Origin of the sequence: Pseudomonas sp. NFPP12 (genome assembly GCF_900103205.1) — a bacterium.
Taxonomy (GTDB): domain Bacteria; phylum Pseudomonadota; class Gammaproteobacteria; order Pseudomonadales; family Pseudomonadaceae; genus Aquipseudomonas; species Aquipseudomonas protegens.
Genome location: NZ_FMWW01000002.1, coordinates 1,043,785 through 1,061,992, shown reverse-complemented (window position 1 = coordinate 1,061,992; position 18,208 = coordinate 1,043,785). Strand labels below are relative to the sequence as shown.

Below are 18,208 nucleotides of genomic sequence, written 5' to 3'. Positions count from 1 at the left end.
CCATGTTTGAACGCATCATTCAATTCGCCATCGAGCAGCGCATCATCGTCCTGCTGGCGGTGCTGCTGATGGCCGGCGTCGGCATCGCCAGCTACCAGAAGTTGCCGATCGACGCGGTGCCGGACATCACCAACGTCCAGGTGCAGATCAACTCCGCGGCGCCGGGGTTCTCGCCCCTGGAAACCGAACAGCGCATCACCTTTCCCATCGAGACGGCCATGGCCGGCCTGCCGGGGTTGCAGCAGAGCCGGTCGCTGTCGCGCTCGGGGTTGTCCCAGGTAACCGTGATCTTCAAGGACGGCACCGACCTGTTCTTCGCCCGCCAACTGGTCAACGAGCGCCTGCAAGTGGCTCGCGAGCAATTGCCCGATGGTGTGGAGGCGGTGATGGGGCCGATTTCCACCGGGCTCGGGGAGATCTTCCTGTGGACCGTGGAGGCCGAGGAGGGCGCCCGCAAGGAGGATGGCACGCCCTACACCCCCACCGACCTGCGGGTGATCCAGGACTGGATCATCAAGCCGCAACTGCGCAACGTGCAGGGCGTGGCCGAGATCAACACCATCGGCGGCTTTGCCAAGGAGTACCAGATTGCCCCGGATCCCAAGCGCCTGGCGGCCTACAAGCTGACCCTGAGCGACCTGGTGACGGCCCTGGAGCGCAACAACGCCAACGTCGGCGCCGGCTACATCGAGCGCAGCGGCGAGCAGTTGCTGATCCGCGCGCCGGGGCAACTGGCGTCCATCGAGGACATCGCCAACATCGTCATCAGCAGCAGCGACGGCACGCCGATCCGCGTGCGCAACGTGGCCGACGTGCAGATCGGCCGCGAGTTGCGCACCGGCGCGGCCACCGAGAATGGCCGGGAAGTGGTGCTGGGCACCGTGTTCATGCTGATCGGCGAGAACAGCCGTACTGTGTCCCAGGCGGTGGCGAAAAAACTTGAGGAGATCAACCGCTCGCTGCCCGAAGGCGTGGTGGCGGTCACGGTGTACGACCGCACCAACCTGGTGGAAAAGGCTATCGCCACGGTGAAGAAGAACCTCTTCGAGGGCGCGCTGCTGGTGATCGTGATTCTGTTCCTGTTCCTGGGCAATATCCGCGCGGCGCTGATCACCGCCCTGGTGATCCCGCTGTCCATGCTGTTCACCTTCACCGGCATGTTCAGCAACAAGGTCAGCGCCAACCTGATGAGCCTCGGTGCCCTGGACTTCGGCATCATCGTCGACGGCGCGGTGGTCATCGTCGAGAATGCCATCCGCCGCCTGGCCCATGCCCAGCAGCACCACGGGCGCATGCTGACCCGCTCCGAACGCCTGCATGAAGTCTTTGCCGCGGCCAAGGAAGCCCGGCGCGCGCTGATCTTCGGCCAGTTGATCATCATGGTGGTGTACCTGCCGATCTTTGCCCTTACCGGGGTGGCCGGGAAAATGTTCCACCCCATGGCCTTCACTGTGGTCATGGCGTTGCTGGGGGCGATGATTCTCTCGGTGACCTTCGTTCCGGCGGCCATCGCTCTGTTCGTCACCGGCAAGGTCAAGGAAGAGGAAAACCTGCTGATGCGCAGCGCCAAGCGCGGCTACGCCCCGGTGCTGGACTGGGTGATGGCCCGGCGTGGCCTGACCTTCGCCCTGGCCGGCTTGATCCTCGCCGGCAGTGCGCTGCTGGCCAGCCGTATGGGCAGTGAATTCATCCCCAGCCTCAGCGAAGGCGACTTTGCCCAGCAGGCCCTGCGGGTGCCCGGCACCAGCCTCACTCAGTCGGTGGACATGCAGCAGCGCCTGGAGAAAACCCTGCTGGCGCAAGTGCCGGAGATCGAGCGGGTTTTCGCCCGCACCGGCACCGCGGAGATCGCCTCGGACCCGATGCCGCCGAATATTTCCGACAGCTACCTGATGCTCAAGCCCAAGGCCCAGTGGCCGGACCCGAACAAGTCGCGAGAGGCGCTGATCGCTGATATCCAGCGTGCCAGTGCCCTGGTGCCGGGCAGCGCCTACGAGCTGTCGCAGCCGATCCAGCTGCGCTTCAACGAGCTGATTTCCGGGGTGCGCAGCGATGTTGCGGTGAAGGTGTTTGGCGATGACATGGCGGTGCTGAACAAGACCGCCACGCAAATTGCCACGGCCTTGCAGAGCTTGCCTGGCGCCTCGGAAGTCAAGGTCGAGCAGACCTCGGGGCTGCCGGTGCTGACCATCAATATCGACCGCGACAAGGCCGCGCGTTTCGGCCTCAACGTGGGGGACGTGCAAGACACCATCGCCGTTGCGGTGGGCGGGCGCCAGGCCGGCACCCTGTACGAAGGCGACCGGCGCTTCGACATGGTGGTACGCCTGTCCGATCAACTGCGCACCGATATCGACGGCCTGTCCCGGCTGCTGATTCCCATACCGGCGACGGCGGGCACGGCCAACGGGCAGATCGGCTTCATCGCCCTGTCGGAAGTGGCCAGCCTCGATCTGGTGCTGGGCCCCAATCAGGTCAGCCGGGAAAACGGCAAGCGCCTGGTGATCGTCAGCGCCAACGTGCGCGGGCGGGATATCGGCTCCTTCGTCGAAGAGGCAACGGGCCTGATTGCCGAGAAGGTCAAAGTCCCGGCCGGCTACTGGACCACCTGGGGCGGTCAGTTCGAACAATTGCAGGAAGCCTCCCAGCGCCTGCAGGTGGTGGTGCCGGTGGCCTTGCTGCTGGTGTTCGGGCTGCTGTTCATGATGTTCAACAACCTCAAGGATGGCCTGCTGGTGTTCACCGGGATTCCCTTCGCCCTGACCGGCGGGATCATGGCCCTGTGGCTGCGGGACATACCGCTGTCGATCTCGGCGGGGGTGGGCTTCATTGCCTTGTCCGGGGTCGCCGTGCTCAACGGCCTGGTGATGATTGCCTTTATCCGCAACCTGCGAGAGGAAGGGCGCTCGTTGTCCCTGGCGATTCATGAAGGCGCCCTGACCCGACTGCGCCCGGTACTGATGACCGCCCTGGTGGCCTCCCTGGGCTTCATCCCCATGGCCCTGGCCACCGGCACCGGCGCCGAAGTGCAACGGCCCCTGGCCACGGTAGTGATTGGCGGCATCCTGTCCTCCACCATCCTCACCTTGCTGGTGCTGCCTGCCCTGTACCAATGGGCGCATCGCAGGGAAGAAGACTGATCGCGCGCCGCTTCTTGTAGCCGCTGCCGCAGGCTGCGAACGGCAGCGCAGGAGGCGTCGCTCTTGGGGGCGCTGAAGGTCCTGCGGACCTTTTCGCAGCCTCGCAGGCTCGGCAGCGGCTACATGGATCGTTGTGGTTAAAGCCAGGTGGCGTCCCACAGGGGGTAGTCGCCTACGCGCTCGACCAACCCTGCGCGAACCGGGTTGTAGATGATGTAACGCGCTATCACCTTGAGGTCTTCCTCTCGGCGTATGGCGCGTTCGTGATAACCCTTTTGCCACAGCCGACCGCGTCGGTTAAGGCATTGATTGATGGTGCGCCCGCTACGGGATTTGAGCCGGCACAGGGCCTCTTCCAACGAGCATTTCTGCAGCTGGAACAGTCAGTGAATGTGATCCGGCATTACCACCCAGGCCAGTGAGTGGGTGAGGCCCGCTTCGTGCTGTTCCCTCAGTTGGTCGACCACCAGCCGCCCCAGGTGAAAGTCGCTGAACACCCGGCACCGTTGTTCGGTCACGGCGGTCACGCTGTAGATCCTGCCGATCTCCGAGCGCCGCCCCTTGAACAGGCGGTAACCATTGGATAGGACCTGCATGGCCTTGCTTTCCCTTCGCGTGATTGATCCATTTCAACCTAGCTCCGGCCTTGCCTGTTAACAGATGTATCCCATTAGCACATATGTCCCTGTAGCCGCTGCCGAGCCTGCGAGGCTGCGAAAAGGTCCGCAGGACCTTCAGCGATCCTCAGAAGCAGCACCCGCTTCGCGGTCGTTCGCAGCCTGCGGCAGCGGCTACAGGTGTCAGTCCTGCGGCAATTGTCGGGCAAAAAAAAGCGCCCCAAGGGGGCGCTAAAAATTCATCTCTTTCCAAAGGAGCATCAGAAAAAACGCTTCAAGAGATGAATGTGCTCGGTAGGCAATCGCTGTCAGATATCTTCTTCGGCCGTGGTAGGCGCAGAGGCATCGCGAGGGGCTTTGCCGGTGCTGCTGGTGGCGGCTGTTTCCTGGTTGGCGTCGCCGTGGATCTGTTCCTGGCTGGCCAGGAAAGCTTCGCGGACCTGCTGTGGGCGTTCGCTGCCATCAGCGGCCCAGGTGGCGGAGCTGGTTGTGGCCAGTAGGCCGATCAATAACAGTTGGGTTGGGCGCATGGGCTTCTCCTGACACGTTGGGCGGCCGTGAAAAACACGGTGGCTGCCAGTGTGTCCGGGAGTATATGAAGGCCAACCTAACGAGAAGGTGAGGCCGATATTACAGTTCTGAAAGGCATGAGTCTGTGAAGAAGTTTTAACACCGGGCAGGCCTGGTGCCTGCCCGGAGCCGTTCTCTAGAGCAGGGCCAGGGGGTACTCGACGATCAGGCGGAACTCTTCCAGATCGGATTCGAACTGGCTCGAACGAATGGTCGCCTGGCGGATGCGCAGGGACAGATCTTTGAGGCTGCCGCCCTGGAACACGTACTTGGCTTCGATATCCCGCTCCCAGCGGCGCTGGTCGGTCAGTGGGTCACCCGCCGCATCGCGGCGCATGTACACCGAGTTGGCGTGGCTGTAGTCGGCGCCGCTGCCGCGGGCGTAACGGGTCATGAACGACAGGCCGGGAATGCCCAGGGGCTGCATGTCGAGGTCGTAGCGGACCATCCACGAGCGTTCCTTGGGCGAGTTGAAGTCGCTGTACTGGATCGAGTTGTCGAGGAAGATCGAGTCCGATTGGCGCAGGTAGTCGAAGTCGTCGTTGCCGTTGTTGCGCTGATGCGACAGGGCCAGGGTATGGGCGCCGTAGGTGGCGCCGACCTTGGCGCTCCAGATGTTGTTGTCGAACTCGCCCAGGAGTTTCTTGCCCTCATCGACGGCCTTGTAATAGTTGAAGCCGCTGAACAGGCTCAGCTGGTCGGACAGCGGGTAGTTGCCCGCGACGCCGAAGTAGTACTGGTCCCAGGCGTCCTTCAGGCGGCTGCTGTAGAGGCTGAAGTTGAGATTGGAATTGAGCCGGTAGTCGCCGCCGAAGTAGCCGACCCAGGGCGAGTCCACCTTGCCGGCGTAGAAGGTGGCGAAGCCATCGCGCATGCCACTGCTGTCGGGCTGGCTCATGGCATGCAGGCGCCCGCCCTGCAGGTTGAGGCCGTCGATGCTGGTGTTCTCCAGGGTCACCCCGCGAAAGCTTTCCGGCAGCAGGCGGGAGTCGCCGTAGTGCACCACGGGGGTCTTGGGAAACACATCGCCGACTTTCACCACGGTATCCAGGGCTCGCATTTTCACCGCCCCCCCAGCCTTGCCGTAGCTGTCGGCGGGCCGGTTGTCGTGGTTCAGCGGCAGCATGCCGAAGGAGCCACCGCCGCCGCTGCGGCCGGTGCCCGAGTCGAGCTTGAGGCCGTACATGGCAAAGGCATCGAGGCCAAAGCCCACCGTGCCCTGGGTGAAGCCGGATTCGAACTGGCCGATCAGGCCCTGGGCCCAGGCTTCGGAATAGCCGTTGCCGGTGGGGCTGGACTGGCCCTTGCGGTCGTCGCGGTTGAAGTAGAAGTTGCGCAGCAGCAGGTCGAGGCGGCTGCCTTCGACAAAGCCTTCGGGCCGTTCCTCGGCGGCCACTGCCGCCATAGGGCTGAGCCCCAGCACCGCAGCGAGCACGGACAGGGACAAGGGGGGATTGATACGCATGGGGGTCGCTCCTGAGTGTTGGCAGCTATCAACTTTTATATCGCCAGAGGCGTTCTTATTGGGCTCGACCGGCAGGCGTCGCAACGCCTGCCCAGTCGCTGTCGATAGTTGCAAACGGCAGATAACGGCGGGGTGACCCGGTCATTACAATTGTGCAAGAAAGCCGTCCAGGGCCCGGGCCAAAACCCCGACGGGCCGGGGGTTATCCCGGGTAGGGCGGGCTGTCGGCAGCGCCCATTACAGATAAGTAATCTGCCCGCGATCATCCTGACAGGGTCGGTTGCTTATCCTCGCTGGCGTCAACTGGACGAGGAAACTGTGATGAAAGCAATCAACCTGAGTCTCGCCGCGCTGCTGTTGAGCCTGGCTTCCCTGGTGCAGGCCGAAGGGGGAGGCGACCGTACGTTCGCCCGGGCCATGGTGGAAAACCAGAAGGCCATGGAGCGCTATGCGGCGAACCAGGGCAAGCCGGCGCCAGTGGTGCAGGCGTACCGCTACGGCATGAAGCTGGATGTCGCCAAGGTGGTCAACGTGACCCCGCCGATCAAGTCCTGCGAGGTGGTGCCTTCGCGCATGACGTATGAGGATTCTGCCGGCCAGCTCAAGACCATCGAGTACCAGGTCATGGGCCAGTGCCGCAAAAACGGCAGTTGATGGGCCGCCGGCGCTGCTGTGCCGGGCCCGCAGGGGTGGGGCCGGCCAGCGTGGCTGCACTCAGTCGTTGCCGGAGCCGGGGTGCAGGGCGACGATCATGTCCACTTCCACCGAGGCATTCTTGGGCAATTGATAGACCCCCACCGAGGTCCGGGTGTGTACGCCGGCGTCGGCAAAGATCGAATAGAGGACTGCGGAGGCGCCGTCCGCCACTTCGCTCTGCTGGGTGAAGTCCGCCGCACTCTGGACATAGACGTTTATCCGCAGGATGCGCTTGATCCGCTGCAGGTCGCCGAGCATCTGCTCGAGGATCGCCAGGGCCCGCAGGGTGCAGATCTGCGCCCCGTGCCGGGCCTGCTCCAGGGAGGTTTCGGCACCGACCCGGCCAACCACCATCACGGTATTGTCGATACGCGGGATCTGCCCGCTGACATACACCTCATCGCCATTGCGCACCGCCGGCACGTAATTGCCGCCAATGCGCATCTCGCCTTCGAAACTGTGTCCGACCTGTGCTGCGGCCTGCTGGAAAAGTGCCTTGCGTGATGCATTCATAGTCCAACTCCGTCGATCGCCCTGGAATTTCCCGTCGCCGACTATACGCGCTCCTTGGTTGCGCGAAATCCCCGGCTGCGGGCCCGAATTCCGCGGCCTTGCTGGCCGCGGAATTATTTTTGTCAGACAAGCCTTAATGGCTATTAAGAAAAATCTTTCAGGGCCGATGTTAGGCCCAAAGCAGTCCACTTTTTCAGCCCCCCCGGTACATCCTCATGTTCAATAAACGCTTGAAGCAGGAGTTGTCGACTCTACGCGAAGAACTTTCGAGCCTTCAGCAAGTGAAGGAGAGCCTTGAAAGCGAGATGCTCGTCATCAACCTGAGCGCCGATGGACGGATTCAGTCGGTCAATCACAATTTCGCCCAGGAAATGCTCTACAAGACTGGCGATCTGGTGGGCCGGGCCCTGGAGGACATCGTCCCGGAACACGTCAAGCATGATGAGTTTCACCTGCGGTTCAAGGCGACCCTGACCCGGGGCGAACACTTTGCCGGGGCGGTGCGGCTGCTGCGCGGCAATGGCCAGGAAGCCTGGCTGCGTTCCATCTCCCAGCCGGTTCGCGACTCCGAGGGGCGGATCAAGTATTTCGCGATCTTCTCCAGCGACCTGACCCGCACCATCGAGGCCTCTCGGGAGCACGAGAACCTGATTGGCGCGCTGATGCGTTCCACCGCGCTGATCGAGTTCGACCTCAACGGCAACGTGCTGACGGCCAATGACCGCTTCCTTTCCAGCATGGGCTACAGCCTGGCGCAGATTCAGGGCAAGCATCACCGCATCTTCTGCGAGCCGGAGGAGTACAACAGCCAGGCCTACCAGGCCTTCTGGAAACGCCTGAACGCCGGGGAGTTCATCGCCGAGCGCTTCAAGCGCATCGACGCTCATGGCCGGGTGGTCTGGCTGGAGGCTTCCTACAACCCGGTCATGGACGCCAACAACAAACTCTACAAAGTGGTGAAGTTCGCCACCGTGATCACCGACCAGGTGAACCAGGAACTGGCCGTGGCCGAGGCGGCGAGCATTGCCTACAACACCTCGTTGCAGACCGACAATAGCGCCCAGCGCGGTACCACGGTGGTTACCGAGGCGGTGAACGTGATGCGCGATCTGGCCAAGCACATGCAGGAGGCCGGCGAAGGCATTGGCGCCCTCAACGAGCAATCCCTGGTGATCGGCAGCATCGTCAAGACCATCAGCGGGATTGCCGAACAGACCAACCTGCTGGCGCTCAACGCGGCCATCGAGGCGGCCCGGGCCGGTGAGCAGGGACGTGGTTTCGCCGTGGTGGCCGATGAAGTCCGGCAACTGGCCTCGCGCACCAGCAAGGCCACCGAGGAAATCGTCGGCGTGGTGCGCCAGAACCAGGACATGGCCCGCGAAGCCGTGGAACTGATGGCCGAAGGCAAGCTGCAGGCCGAGCAGGGGCTAGCCCTGGCGGCGGAAGCCGGCACCGTGATCGTCGAGATCCAGGACGGCGCGCAGAAGGTGGTCAGCGCGGTCGGCCAGTTCGCCAACCAACTGTCCTCCTGATTGCTCCCCAGCACAGTGCTCCCGCCACGGGGCACTGTGGGTTTCAGGGCGGCATCGACCAGCCCCGGCGCCCTTGGCGCCATTCATTTCCCACGCTGAAACACTCGGGCATGACCGATAGGGCCCCGGGCGACGGCTGCGCCCAAGAAAAACCAAGAAATTTCCTAGAGGCTTGTAGGAAGTGTCTGGAAAGCGCCGCGAGGCTTGGAGAAAGCCCAAACTGCGCCGATGGCTAGGGGTTGTTGTATCCACTCCTAGTCTGTCGGTGTATCCATGTTCAACAAACGTTTGAAGCAGCAACTTGCCACCCTGAGCGATGAGCTGAACGCTCTGCAGCAATTCAAGGCCTGCCTGGAAAGCCAGGTGCTCAATCTCGAACTCGATGGCGAGGGAGCCATCCGCCGGGCCAACCAGAACTTCATCCAGGCCCTGGAACTCGATGGCCAGCCACTGGCCGGCGTGGCCCTGGAGAGCATCATCTCGCGCCACCCTCAGGCTGTGCCGTTGTATCGCGAATTCAAGGCGGCCCTGGGGCGCAACGAAAGCTACACCGGCCAATTGCGCCTGCAACGCGGAGGCGGCCGCGAGGCCTGGCTGCAGGTCTGCGTGCAGCCGATCCGCGATGGCGCCGGGCGGCTCGATCATTACAACCTGATCTGCACCGACCAGAGCGCTTCGGTGGAAAGTGCCTGCGAGCATGAAAACCTGATGGCGGCGCTGCTGCGCTCCTCTGCGGTGATCGAGTTCGACCTGCAAGGCCGGGTGCTGACGGCCAACTCGCGGTTTCTTGCCTGCATGGGCTACCGGCTGGATGAGGTCCAGGGCCAGAACCACCGCCTGTTCTGTGAGCCGCAGGAATACGAAGGGCCCGGCTACCAGGAGTTCTGGGCACGGTTGAACGCCGGCGAATACATCGCCCAGCGGTTCAAGCGCATCGACAGCCAGGGGCGGGTGGTGTGGCTCGACGCTTCCTACAACCCGGTGGTGGACGCCAGTGGCCAGCTCTACAAAGTGGTGAAGTTCGCCATCCTGATCACCGATCAGGTGAACCAGGAGCAACGGGTAGCCGAGGCGGCGGACATCGCCTACAGCATCTCCCGACAGACCGACACCAGCGCCCAGCGCGGCTCGGCGGTGGTCACCGAGACCCTGGACGTGATGCGTGACCTGGCTACCTGCATGCAGCAGGCCGGGGACGGCATCGAAGCCCTGAACGATCAGTCCCTGGTGATAGCGAGCATCGTCAAGACCATCAGCGGGATTGCCGAACAGACCAACCTGCTGGCCCTCAATGCGGCCATCGAAGCGGCCCGGGCCGGTGAACAGGGACGGGGTTTTGCGGTGGTCGCCGATGAGGTCCGGCAACTGGCCTCGCGCACCAGCAACGCCACCGACGAGATCGTCGGCGTGGTGCGCCAGAACCAGGACATGGCCCGCTCGGCGGTGGAATTGATGGCCGAGGGCCGGCAGCAGGCGGAGCAGGGCCTGACCCTGGCAGCGGAGGCCGGCACGGTCATCGTCGAGATTCAGGACGGTGCGCAGAAAGTGGTCAGTGCGGTCGGCCAGTTCGCCAACCAGCTGTCGGCCTGAGGGCGTGGGCGTGCGCCTTGGGGGCGCACGCCCGGGTTGCTAGCGTTGCGCAGGCCCATGGCACTCGTAGTGCAAGCGGTCGAACCACTCGCCGTGCAACAGGAAGCTGCGCCGCGAATGGCCGTAGCAAGAGAAGCCGCAGGCTTCCAGCACCCGCACCGAACCGGTGTTCTGCGGCCGCGCATTGGCTTCGATGCGGCTCAGTTGCAGTTCGTCGAAGGCACGCAGCAGCACCAGCTGCACCGCAGTGCGGGCAATGCCGCGGCCGTTGAAGCGGGCGCCGACCCGGTAGCCCAGTTCCGCGCAATTGAAGTAGGGGCGCTGCACCCGATGCAGGTTGACGCGCCCCACCAGCACTGCGTTGTCGCGGATCAGGAACTGATAGCCGCGGTCTGCCTCGGCATCCTCGCACGCCTGGTTTATGGCTTCGGCGACCCCTTCGCGGGAGTAGTAGGTGGCAGGCCGGGCGTTGATCGAGGCTTCGAAGAACGCTCGGTTTTCCCCTTCGAAGGCCAGCAGGTCATCCAGGTCGTCGAGGTGGGGAGCGCTGATGTGCAGGTGGGTCATGGTGCCAGTGCCTCAATCCGTGAAGGCGCTTTCTTCTCACGATCCGCGGGTGTTCAGCAAGCCTCCAGGTGCGGTTTGATCAGTTCGGCGAACCATTCGATGAACACGTTGAGGCGGCGCGAGCGATGGCGCCGGTCGGGGTATAGCGCGCAGATATCCATGGGCGCCACCGGCAGTTCACGGAGTACCTGCACCAGCTCGCCACGGTCCAGCAGGTGCTGCACGTCGAAGCGTGGCACCTGGATCAGCCCCAGCCCCTGACGGCAGCAGGCGATGTAGTTCTCGACGTTGTTGACGATCACCCGGCTGGGCAGCCCCAGCAGGTGCTCGCGACCTTCCAGCAGGTATTCCCAGGGCTGCTCGCGGCCGGTGTCCGGGGAGGCATAACCGACCATCCACTGGCCGTTCTGCAGGTCCTGGGGGGTGTGTGGCTCCCCCTGTTCGGCCAGGTAGGCGGGGCTGGCGCAGTTGATCAGCGCCAGTTGCCCCAGTGGGCGGGCGACCAGGCTGCTGTCGGCCAGGCTGCCGACGCGGATCGCGCAGTCGATGCCTTCCTGGACCAGGTCGATGCTGCGATCGCTGGCGCCCAGGGCCAGTTGCAGGCCGGGGTATTGCGCCAGCCATCGGGGCAGGGCGGGGACGATCAGGCGCCGGGCGATGCGGCTGGGCACATCGATGTTCAAGCGCCCGCTGACGTCTATCTGGCGGTGGTGGAACAACTGGTTGAGTTCGGCGGCGTCTGCCAGCAGGCGCCGCGCCCGTTCCAGCAGAATGGCGCCGTCGGCGGTCAACTGCACGTGGCGGGTGGTGCGGTGCAGCAGTCGGGTGCCGAGGCCGGTTTCCAGTTGCTGCACGGCGGAAGAGACGGTGGCCCGTGGCAGTTCCAGGGCATGGGCAGCCTTGATGAAGCTACCCATGTCGGCCACCTGGATGAACACGCGGTATTGCTCAAGCTTATCCATCGTTTGAACGATCCTGGTTCGGGGGCGCCTGACGGCAGTGGATCGCAGCATCGGCCGAGGCGATCGATGCTGCGGCTCGGCAGGCCAATTTACCCCTTGGGCGCCAGGATTACTTGGTGGTGTAGCCGCCGTTGATCAGTAAGGTCTGGCCAGTGATCCACCAGCCTTCGGTGACCAGGTGGCGAATGAAGGGCACCACGTCCTCGATATCGGTGAGCCCGGTCTTGCTCGAAGGCGACAGGGCTGCGGCGCTCTTGTGGTACGCCACGGCGTCGGCGCCTTCGGCCGGGTAGAAGAATGGGGTATCCATGGGCCCGGGGCCGACGGCAGTCACTGAAATGCCGCGGGCACCGAACTCCTTGGCCGCGGCCCGGGTGAAGTGTTCCACCGGCGCCTTGGAGCCGCCATAGGCGGCATAGAACGGAGTGAAGGCCCCCAGCAGCGAAGTCACCAGGGTCACCAGTTTGCCGTTGTCCTCCAGGTGCTTGCCGGCTTCCTTGATAAAGAAGAAGGCGCTCTTGGCATTGACCGCGAACATCTGGTCGTATTCGTCCTCGCTGATTTCAATGATGGGTTTCTTCAGCACCTTGCCCACGGTGTTGATGGCGATGTCGATCTTGCCGAAGCGCGCCTTGGCCTCGTTGAACAGTTGCTCCACGTTACTGGCGCGGGTGAGGTCGGCCTGCCACGCCTGGGCCTCCACACCCAGGGCCTTGAGTGCCGCCACCGTGGCCTCGGCGTCGGCCCCGCTGGCGTTGCTGTTGTAGTGCACGGCCACCGCCCGCGCACCGTGGCTGGCCAGGTCGCGGGCAATCAGGCCGCCGAGGTTCTTCACGCCACCGGCGATCAGCACGACTTTGTTGTTCAGGGAGTGATCGGTCATGGCGCGGGTCCTTCAACAATTGGGGTGAAGGCTGAGTCTAGTGTCTGCACCGCTGTTGATAAGCCGTCGGCGGCTGGACGGATTATCCAGAAAATCCGGCCAATGACCTTGCCTGCCGGCGGCCGCGATGGGGCTACAATCGCAGTTTTTTTCAGGAGCCAGTCATGTCCGATCTTCGTCGCCCGGTACCGCTGGACAAGGCGTACCGCTTGCTCAACCACGGCCCAACGGTGCTGGTCAGCGCAGCCCATGGCGGGCAGCGCAACATCATGGCCGCGGCCTGGGCCATGCCCCTGGATTTCGAGCCGCCGAAAGTCGCCGTGGTGCTCGACAAGTCCACCTGGACCCGACAACTGCTGGAGGCCTCGGGCACCTTCGTGCTCAATGTGCCTTGCGTGGCCCAGGTGGATATCGTGCAGAGCCTGGGCAACAGCTCCGGGCTTGAGCTGAGCCAGGGCGGTAGCGACAAGTTCGCCGCCTACGATCTGCAGGCCTTTGCCGGCGAGCAACTGGCGGCGCCGCTGCTGGAAGGTTGCGTGGCCTGGCTGGAATGCCGGCTGCTGCCCGAGCCCCACAACCACCAGCAGTACGACCTGTTCCTTGGCGAAGTGATTGCCGCCCAGGCCGATGCCCGGGTGTTCAGCGAAGGGCGCTGGCACTTCGACGGGCACGACCGGCTGCGTACCCTGCACCATGTTGCGGGTGGGCATTTCCTGACCATCGGTGACGCTGTTGACGGTCGGCAACTGCCCCAGGTCGGAGAAGCTTGAGCCGACCCCCGATGCACTTTTTTTCAAGGAGTGAACATGCACGAAGTCTTTCAGCGTCTAGTGAGCCTGCTGGACAGCCACCAGGCGCGCTATCGGGTGATTTTTCACCCGGCCGAAGGGCAGTCGGCGCGGGTTGCCGAGATCCGCGGCACTGAACCTGGGCAGGGAGCCAAGGCCATGCTCTGCAGCCTCAAGGGCACAGACGAGGTGTATGGGCTGGTGATTCTCAGCGGCGACCAGAAGCTGGACATGAAAAAGGTCGGCGCGGCCCTGGGGGGCAAGAAGGCGCAACTGGTATCGCCGGAGCTGGCCAGGGAACTGACTGGTTGCGTGATCGGCGCCATTGCTCCGCTGAGTTTCGATCCGCGCATCCGGCTGATCGTCGACCCGCAACTGACCTCCCGCTACAGCGAGATCGCCTTCAACGCCGGGCGCCTGGATGCCTCCATGGTGCTCGATACCCAGGACTACCTGAGGGTCGCCCAGCCGCTGCTGCTGAGCGTGACCCGGGACCTGGAGAGCGACAGCGCCCAGCCCGGTTGAAGGCGGCTACCAGCTCAACCGAGCCAGGGCCTCGGCAAAGGCGGTGAGCTTCGGCGAGCATTGGCGCGAGGGCGGATACACCAGCGACAGCTCGCGGCTGCGCCCGGCATGCTCCTGCAGAACCGGCACCAGCTGGCCGGTGTCCAGGGCTTCGCGTACCGCGAACTCCATCAACTGGGCAATGCCGAAGCCGCCGAGCACCGCGTCCACCAGGGCATCGCCGATATCGAAAATCAGCCGGCCCTGGACGGCCAGGTCCAGGGGCTTGCCCTGGTCCATGAACTGCCAGTCCACCAGCCGACCGCTGCGCAGGTTACGCACGGCCAGGCAGTTGTGCTGCTGCAGGTCGGCCAGGTGCCGGGGCGTGCCATGGCGTTCCAGGTAGCCTGGCGCCGCCACCGTGACCCAGCGCAGGGGAGCCAGGGGCCGGGCAATGAGGCGCTGGTCCTGGATCACCCCGGTGCGCACCACCGCGTCGAAACCTTCATCGATGATGTCCACCACCCGGTCGGTCATCACCGCTTCGATGCTCAGCGCCGGGTGCTGGGCCGTCAGTTCGCCGATCACCGGCATCACCACCTTGCGCCCGAACAGTGACGGGGTACTGATCTTCAACATTCCACTGGGGGATTCGCGGCGGTCCAGCAGCAGGTGTTCGGCGTGGGCCAGTTCCGCCAGCAGGGGCGCGGCGCGCTCGACCAGCACCTGGCCGTCCGGGGTCAGGCTGACACTGCGGGTGTTGCGTTGCAGCAGGCGGACCCCGAGCTGCTGTTCCAGGCGGGAAATGGCTCGGGACAGGCCGGACTGGGTCAGCCCCAGGTCACCGGCGGCACGGGTGAAACTGCGGGTTTCGGCAACCCGGACCAGCAGGCGAAGGGCGTTCAGATCCATGATTAAAGTCATTACTGAAAGAGAGAATGGCTTGTTTATCATTTAAACGGCATCGATGACACTGGCCGTCGGTTATTTCCACACAAGGATCTTCGCGATGTCCGCGACCCCGTTAGCCAACCCGTCGGGCTGGATGCTGTTACTGCTGGCCACCGCGCAATTGATCATCGCCCTGGACGCCACCATCGTGTTTGTCGCCCTGCCGGAAATCGGCAGCCACCTGGGCTTTTCCGCCCAGCAGTTGCAATGGGTGGTCAGTGCCTACAGCGTGGCTTTCGGTGGTTTCCTGTTGCTGGGCGGACGGGCGGCGGACCTCCTGGGCAAGCGGCGTTTCTACATCGTCGGCCAGTCCTTGTATGCCCTGGCCTCGCTGGCCGGCGGCCTGGGCGGCAGCGCGCTGCTGCTGGTGCTGGCCCGGGCGGTGCAGGGCGTGGGCGGGGCAATGCTGTTCCCCGCGACCCTGGCCCTGATCAACACCTGGTACGCCGAGGGGCCGGCGCGCAACCGGGCCTTTGCGGTGTGGAGCGCGGCCTCGGCGGCGGGGCTGGCCCTGGGGGCGCTGCTGGGCGGGGTGCTGACCCAGTACTGGGGCTGGGAGGCGGTGTTCCTGGTCAACGTGCCCCTGGCTGGGGCCTGTGCGTTGCTGGCCCGGCGCTGGATACCCGCCGACCCTGCGCGCCAGCGCGGCCGTCAGTTCGACTTGCGCGGCGCGCTGACCGTGACCCTGGGTGGCACCCTGCTGGTGTTTTCCATCGTCCAGGGCCCGGAGTGGGGCTGGAGCGCCCCGGCGACCCTGGGCTGCCTGGCGTTGTCCCTGGCCCTGCTCGGGTTGTTCGTGCGCCTTGAACAGCGTAGCGCCGACCCGCTGATGCCCCTGCGCCTGCTGGGTTATCCACAACTGCGCATGGCCATGGTGATTACCGCGCTGTTCATGAGCAGCTTCGGCGTGCAGTACTACTTCCTCAGCCTGTATTTCCAGCAGGTCTATCAGTTCAGTGTGTTGCAGAGCGGACTGGCGTTCCTGCCCTCGACCCTGCTGTGCACCGCCGGGATCTGGGTCGCGGAGCGGGCCCTGCTGCGCGTAGGCTTGCGGGCGACCCTGGTCAGCGGCTTGCTGCTCGGGGCGCTGGGCATCAGCCTGATGTACCTGGCCCTGCCGGGCAGTAGCGGCTTTGTCGGCCTGCTGCCGGGGATCGTGATCATGAGCATCGGCCAGGGCATGACCTGGACCTCGATGTGGGTCTCGGCCGGGCAGGGTATCGCGGCGTCCGAGCAAGGGGTGGCTGCGGGCGTGGCCTCCACCAGCCAGCAGATCGGCGGCGCCCTGGGGCTGGCGCTGCTGGTGTCCCTGGCCAACACCTTGAGCGCCGGCGGCAATCAGGCCTATGGCATCGAGATGGCTACCGCCGCCAGCGCCCTGCTGGCGCTGTTCGGGGCCTTGCTGGCGCTGCGCCTGCCCCGGGCTGGAGTGGCCTTGCCGGCCTGTTCCGTGGCCCAGGGCTGAGGGCGTCAGCCATGGGCCTGTGGCAGGTGGCGGCGCACCGCCCACAGCACCCCGGCCAGGAGCAACAGGGCGGCGCTGCTTTGCAGCAGGCTGGGCAGGTGCTGCAGGCAGATGAAGCCATAGAGCAGGGCGAACAGGGTCTCGAACACGATCAATTGGCCGCTCAGGGTCAACGGCAGGCGCCGGGTCGAGGCATTCCACATGCGATTGCCGAACCAGGAGCCGAGCACCGCGCTGGACAGGCTCAGGCCCCAGAACAGCATCCAGCGCTGCTCGCTGGCCTCGGCCCGGGTGCCGGGCAATGAGAACCCGTCCGCCAGCAGCCAGACCAAGGCGCTCATCAGCCCAGTGGTAATGCCCCACAGGGTCGACCACTGGCTGCTGTTGAAACGGCTGCCTTTGAGGTAGCGGGCGTTGTCGGTGGCAAACCAGGTCCAGCACAGCAAGGCGCCGAAGGCGCAGAGCAGGCCCAGGGCGCGCTGGCCCAGTTCCACCGAATCGCTGTGGGCGGTGAGCAAGGTGTCGAGGTTGATGCAGCAGATGCCGGCGAACACCAGCAGCAAGGGCCAGCGCAGCCGGCGCAGGGGCACAGCATCGGCATCACCGCGGCCAGCCAGGGTGATGGTCAGCGGCAGCAAGCCGACGATCAGTGCGGTGCTGGCTACGCCGGCCCACTGGATGGCGCTGGCCAGGAGCATGAAATAGATCAGGTTGCCGGTCAGCGCCAGCTTCACCAACAGCACGGCATCGCCCCAGGTCAGGCGTTGCAGCAGCTCCCGGGCCTGGGGCGCAGCCAGGAGCAGGGAGAATGCACCGTAGAGGCTGAAGCGCGCACAACTGAGCAGCAACGGGCTGAACTCAGGCAGCAGGCTGGGCACCACAATCGCCAGGCCCCAGACCGCACCGGCCAGGGCGGCATAAGCAACTCCACGTTTCATGCAAACACTCGTACCTATTCATCAAGTTGCGCAGGCTAGTCATTGCTGACCGGATGGACAAAGGATATATAGGCACCTACCTATTCTCCTGGGGAATGCCTTGTGAGCCGCTTCGCCCGTCATCTGCCGCCGCTGGAAACCCTGGTCACCTTCGAGGCGGTGGGCCGCAACGCCAGCTTCACCCGTGCGGCCACCGAGCTGTGCCTGACCCAGAGCGCGGTGAGCAAGCAGATCCGCGCCCTGGAGCTGTCGCTCAAGACCGAACTGTTCGAGCGCCAGGCCCGGGGGGTGAAGCTCACCGCCAGCGGCGCCTCGCTGTTCGTCGAGGTCAGCACCCAGCTCGAAGCCTTGCTGCGCAGCGTCAGCCGCCTGCGGGCCGGGCGCGACGCCAATACCATCACCGTGCAATGCACCCACGCGGTGGCGCAGTTCTGGCTGTTCCCGCGCCTGCTGGCATTCAACAAGCAGCACCCGGACATCACCGTGAGCATCCATGCCAACAACGACATGGACGAGTCCAGCGTGGCCGAGCATGACTTCGGCATTCTCTATGGTGCGGGGCACTGGTCGTCCCTGGCGGCGGTATCGCTGTTCGCCGAGATGGTCTACCCGATCGTCAGCCGGCGCCTGGAGCTGCCTGTGGTCAAGGAGCTGGCGCAACTGGCCGAACTGCCGTTGATCCAGCTGGACGCCTCGGAGTGGAACTGCATCGACTGGCGGGACTGGTTCCATCATTTCGGGCTGGACTACAGCGCGCCACCGGGGGCCCTGGGGTTCAACCAGCTGACCCTGATGTTCAGCGCGGTGCAGCAGGGCATGGGCGTGGGGCTGGGCTGGGATTTCATGGCCAGCCAGTTGGTGGCCCAGGGCGAGTTGCTGCGGGTTGGCGAGTGGGCGTTCCGCACCGGGCAGGCGGATTTTCTGGTGCATCCGCGGCACAAGCGCCTGTCCGCCAGCGGCCAGTTGTTTCGCGACTGGCTGGTGGCCCAGGCGGCTGAATGAGCGCCCGGGGCTCAATGGCCAGCCC

The 18,208-nt window shown here is 64.6% G+C and carries 16 protein-coding genes and 1 pseudogene; 8 read left to right on the top strand and 9 right to left on the bottom strand.

Annotated features, from left to right (window positions below):
* Positions 1 to 2: 2 nt before the first annotated feature.
* Positions 3 to 3,140: a CusA/CzcA family heavy metal efflux RND transporter gene (locus BLS75_RS12645; RefSeq protein WP_011063460.1), complete on the top strand. Its 3,138-nt coding sequence runs from the start codon at positions 3 to 5 to the stop codon at positions 3,138 to 3,140.
* A gap of 137 nt (positions 3,141 to 3,277) precedes the next feature.
* On the opposite strand, the pseudogene BLS75_RS12640 reads toward BLS75_RS12645, so the two are convergent.
* From BLS75_RS12640 to BLS75_RS12630, 3 genes and pseudogenes are all read right to left on the bottom strand, one after another.
* A pseudogene (locus BLS75_RS12640) lies at positions 3,278 to 3,736 on the bottom strand (transposase).
* Positions 3,737 to 4,065: 329 nt separating this feature from the next.
* Entirely contained in the window at positions 4,066 to 4,287 is a 222-nt protein-coding gene (locus BLS75_RS12635; protein WP_072450970.1) for a hypothetical protein, read from the bottom strand.
* Between the two features lie 176 nt (positions 4,288 to 4,463).
* A complete protein-coding gene (locus tag BLS75_RS12630; RefSeq protein WP_011063458.1) occupies positions 4,464 to 5,792 on the bottom strand; it encodes an OprD family porin in 1,329 nt (442 codons plus the stop codon).
* 321 nt (positions 5,793 to 6,113) lie between these two features.
* Between BLS75_RS12630 and BLS75_RS12625 the strand changes: the two genes are divergently transcribed.
* A complete protein-coding gene (locus tag BLS75_RS12625; RefSeq protein WP_072450969.1) occupies positions 6,114 to 6,446 on the top strand; it encodes a DUF2790 domain-containing protein in 333 nt (110 codons plus the stop codon).
* A 60-nt stretch (positions 6,447 to 6,506) separates the two neighbouring features.
* Here the strand turns inward: BLS75_RS12625 and BLS75_RS12620 are convergent, their stop codons facing one another.
* Positions 6,507 to 7,001, bottom strand: a complete 495-nt coding sequence (locus BLS75_RS12620; RefSeq protein ID WP_072450968.1) for a RidA family protein — start codon at positions 6,999 to 7,001, stop codon at positions 6,507 to 6,509.
* Between the two features lie 215 nt (positions 7,002 to 7,216).
* Between BLS75_RS12620 and BLS75_RS12615 the strand changes: the two genes are divergently transcribed.
* Both BLS75_RS12615 and BLS75_RS12610 read left to right on the top strand, forming a co-directional pair.
* On the top strand, positions 7,217 to 8,533 hold the full coding sequence (locus BLS75_RS12615; protein ID WP_011063455.1) for a methyl-accepting chemotaxis protein: 1,317 nt from the start codon (positions 7,217 to 7,219) through the stop codon (positions 8,531 to 8,533).
* 273 nt (positions 8,534 to 8,806) lie between these two features.
* Positions 8,807 to 10,123 carry a methyl-accepting chemotaxis protein gene (locus BLS75_RS12610; RefSeq protein ID WP_072450967.1) on the top strand — a complete coding sequence of 439 codons (1,317 nt, stop codon included), beginning with the start codon at positions 8,807 to 8,809 and terminating at the stop codon, positions 10,121 to 10,123.
* 39 nt (positions 10,124 to 10,162) lie between these two features.
* Here the strand turns inward: BLS75_RS12610 and BLS75_RS12605 are convergent, their stop codons facing one another.
* From BLS75_RS12605 to BLS75_RS12595, 3 genes are all read right to left on the bottom strand, one after another.
* Positions 10,163 to 10,690, bottom strand: a complete 528-nt coding sequence (locus BLS75_RS12605) for a GNAT family N-acetyltransferase (RefSeq protein WP_072450966.1) — start codon at positions 10,688 to 10,690, stop codon at positions 10,163 to 10,165.
* A gap of 53 nt (positions 10,691 to 10,743) precedes the next feature.
* Positions 10,744 to 11,652 (bottom strand): LysR family transcriptional regulator, encoded by a 909-nt coding sequence (locus BLS75_RS12600; RefSeq protein WP_019093558.1) that lies wholly within the window; start codon positions 11,650 to 11,652, stop codon positions 10,744 to 10,746.
* Positions 11,653 to 11,761: 109 nt separating this feature from the next.
* A complete protein-coding gene (locus BLS75_RS12595) occupies positions 11,762 to 12,535 on the bottom strand; it encodes an SDR family oxidoreductase (RefSeq protein WP_072450965.1) in 774 nt (257 codons plus the stop codon).
* 164 nt (positions 12,536 to 12,699) lie between these two features.
* Here BLS75_RS12595 and BLS75_RS12590 point away from each other — a divergent pair, with 164 nt between their 5' ends.
* Positions 12,700 to 13,305 (top strand): flavin reductase family protein, encoded by a 606-nt coding sequence (locus BLS75_RS12590; RefSeq protein ID WP_072450964.1) that lies wholly within the window; start codon positions 12,700 to 12,702, stop codon positions 13,303 to 13,305.
* A gap of 36 nt (positions 13,306 to 13,341) precedes the next feature.
* Positions 13,342 to 13,848: a YbaK/prolyl-tRNA synthetase associated domain-containing protein gene (locus tag BLS75_RS12585; RefSeq protein ID WP_072450963.1), complete on the top strand. Its 507-nt coding sequence runs from the start codon at positions 13,342 to 13,344 to the stop codon at positions 13,846 to 13,848.
* Between the two features lie 6 nt (positions 13,849 to 13,854).
* On the opposite strand, the gene BLS75_RS12580 is transcribed toward BLS75_RS12585, so the two are convergent.
* Complete coding sequence (locus BLS75_RS12580) at positions 13,855 to 14,739, bottom strand: LysR family transcriptional regulator (protein WP_072450962.1); 885 nt, start codon at positions 14,737 to 14,739, stop codon at positions 13,855 to 13,857.
* A gap of 97 nt (positions 14,740 to 14,836) precedes the next feature.
* On the opposite strand from BLS75_RS12580, the gene BLS75_RS12575 reads away from it, so the two are divergent.
* Positions 14,837 to 16,243, top strand: a complete 1,407-nt coding sequence (locus tag BLS75_RS12575) for an MFS transporter (RefSeq protein WP_072450961.1) — start codon at positions 14,837 to 14,839, stop codon at positions 16,241 to 16,243.
* A 5-nt stretch (positions 16,244 to 16,248) separates the two neighbouring features.
* Here the strand turns inward: BLS75_RS12575 and BLS75_RS12570 are convergent, their stop codons facing one another.
* Positions 16,249 to 17,181: a DMT family transporter gene (locus BLS75_RS12570; RefSeq protein WP_011063444.1), complete on the bottom strand. Its 933-nt coding sequence runs from the start codon at positions 17,179 to 17,181 to the stop codon at positions 16,249 to 16,251.
* Positions 17,182 to 17,283: 102 nt separating this feature from the next.
* Here BLS75_RS12570 and BLS75_RS12565 point away from each other — a divergent pair, with 102 nt between their 5' ends.
* Positions 17,284 to 18,183, top strand: coding sequence for a LysR substrate-binding domain-containing protein (locus BLS75_RS12565; protein ID WP_011063443.1), 900 nt, complete (start codon positions 17,284 to 17,286; stop codon positions 18,181 to 18,183).
* The last annotated feature ends 25 nt before the right edge of the window (positions 18,184 to 18,208 follow it).

What these genes read in the sequence shown, in the direction of transcription:
- BLS75_RS12590 (WP_072450964.1), top strand. Translation starts at nt 12,700, where the DNA reads ATGTCCGATCTTCGTCGCCCGGTACCGCTGGACAAGGCGTACCGCTTG.
- BLS75_RS12615 (WP_011063455.1), top strand. Translation starts at nt 7,217, where the DNA reads ATGTTCAATAAACGCTTGAAGCAGGAGTTGTCGACTCTACGCGAAGAA.
- BLS75_RS12570 (WP_011063444.1), bottom strand. Translation starts at nt 17,181, where the DNA reads ATGAAACGTGGAGTTGCTTATGCCGCCCTGGCCGGTGCGGTCTGGGGC.
- BLS75_RS12625 (WP_072450969.1), top strand. Translation starts at nt 6,114, where the DNA reads ATGAAAGCAATCAACCTGAGTCTCGCCGCGCTGCTGTTGAGCCTGGCT.
- BLS75_RS12605 (WP_072450966.1), bottom strand. Translation starts at nt 10,690, where the DNA reads ATGACCCACCTGCACATCAGCGCTCCCCACCTCGACGACCTGGATGAC.
- BLS75_RS12630 (WP_011063458.1), bottom strand. Translation starts at nt 5,792, where the DNA reads ATGCGTATCAATCCCCCCTTGTCCCTGTCCGTGCTCGCTGCGGTGCTG.
- BLS75_RS12595 (WP_072450965.1), bottom strand. Translation starts at nt 12,535, where the DNA reads ATGACCGATCACTCCCTGAACAACAAAGTCGTGCTGATCGCCGGTGGC.
- BLS75_RS12610 (WP_072450967.1), top strand. Translation starts at nt 8,807, where the DNA reads ATGTTCAACAAACGTTTGAAGCAGCAACTTGCCACCCTGAGCGATGAG.
- BLS75_RS12645 (WP_011063460.1), top strand. Translation starts at nt 3, where the DNA reads ATGTTTGAACGCATCATTCAATTCGCCATCGAGCAGCGCATCATCGTC.
- BLS75_RS12575 (WP_072450961.1), top strand. Translation starts at nt 14,837, where the DNA reads ATGTCCGCGACCCCGTTAGCCAACCCGTCGGGCTGGATGCTGTTACTG.
- BLS75_RS12620 (WP_072450968.1), bottom strand. Translation starts at nt 7,001, where the DNA reads ATGAATGCATCACGCAAGGCACTTTTCCAGCAGGCCGCAGCACAGGTC.
- BLS75_RS12580 (WP_072450962.1), bottom strand. Translation starts at nt 14,739, where the DNA reads ATGGATCTGAACGCCCTTCGCCTGCTGGTCCGGGTTGCCGAAACCCGC.
- BLS75_RS12585 (WP_072450963.1), top strand. Translation starts at nt 13,342, where the DNA reads ATGCACGAAGTCTTTCAGCGTCTAGTGAGCCTGCTGGACAGCCACCAG.
- BLS75_RS12635 (WP_072450970.1), bottom strand. Translation starts at nt 4,287, where the DNA reads ATGCGCCCAACCCAACTGTTATTGATCGGCCTACTGGCCACAACCAGC.
- BLS75_RS12600 (WP_019093558.1), bottom strand. Translation starts at nt 11,652, where the DNA reads ATGGATAAGCTTGAGCAATACCGCGTGTTCATCCAGGTGGCCGACATG.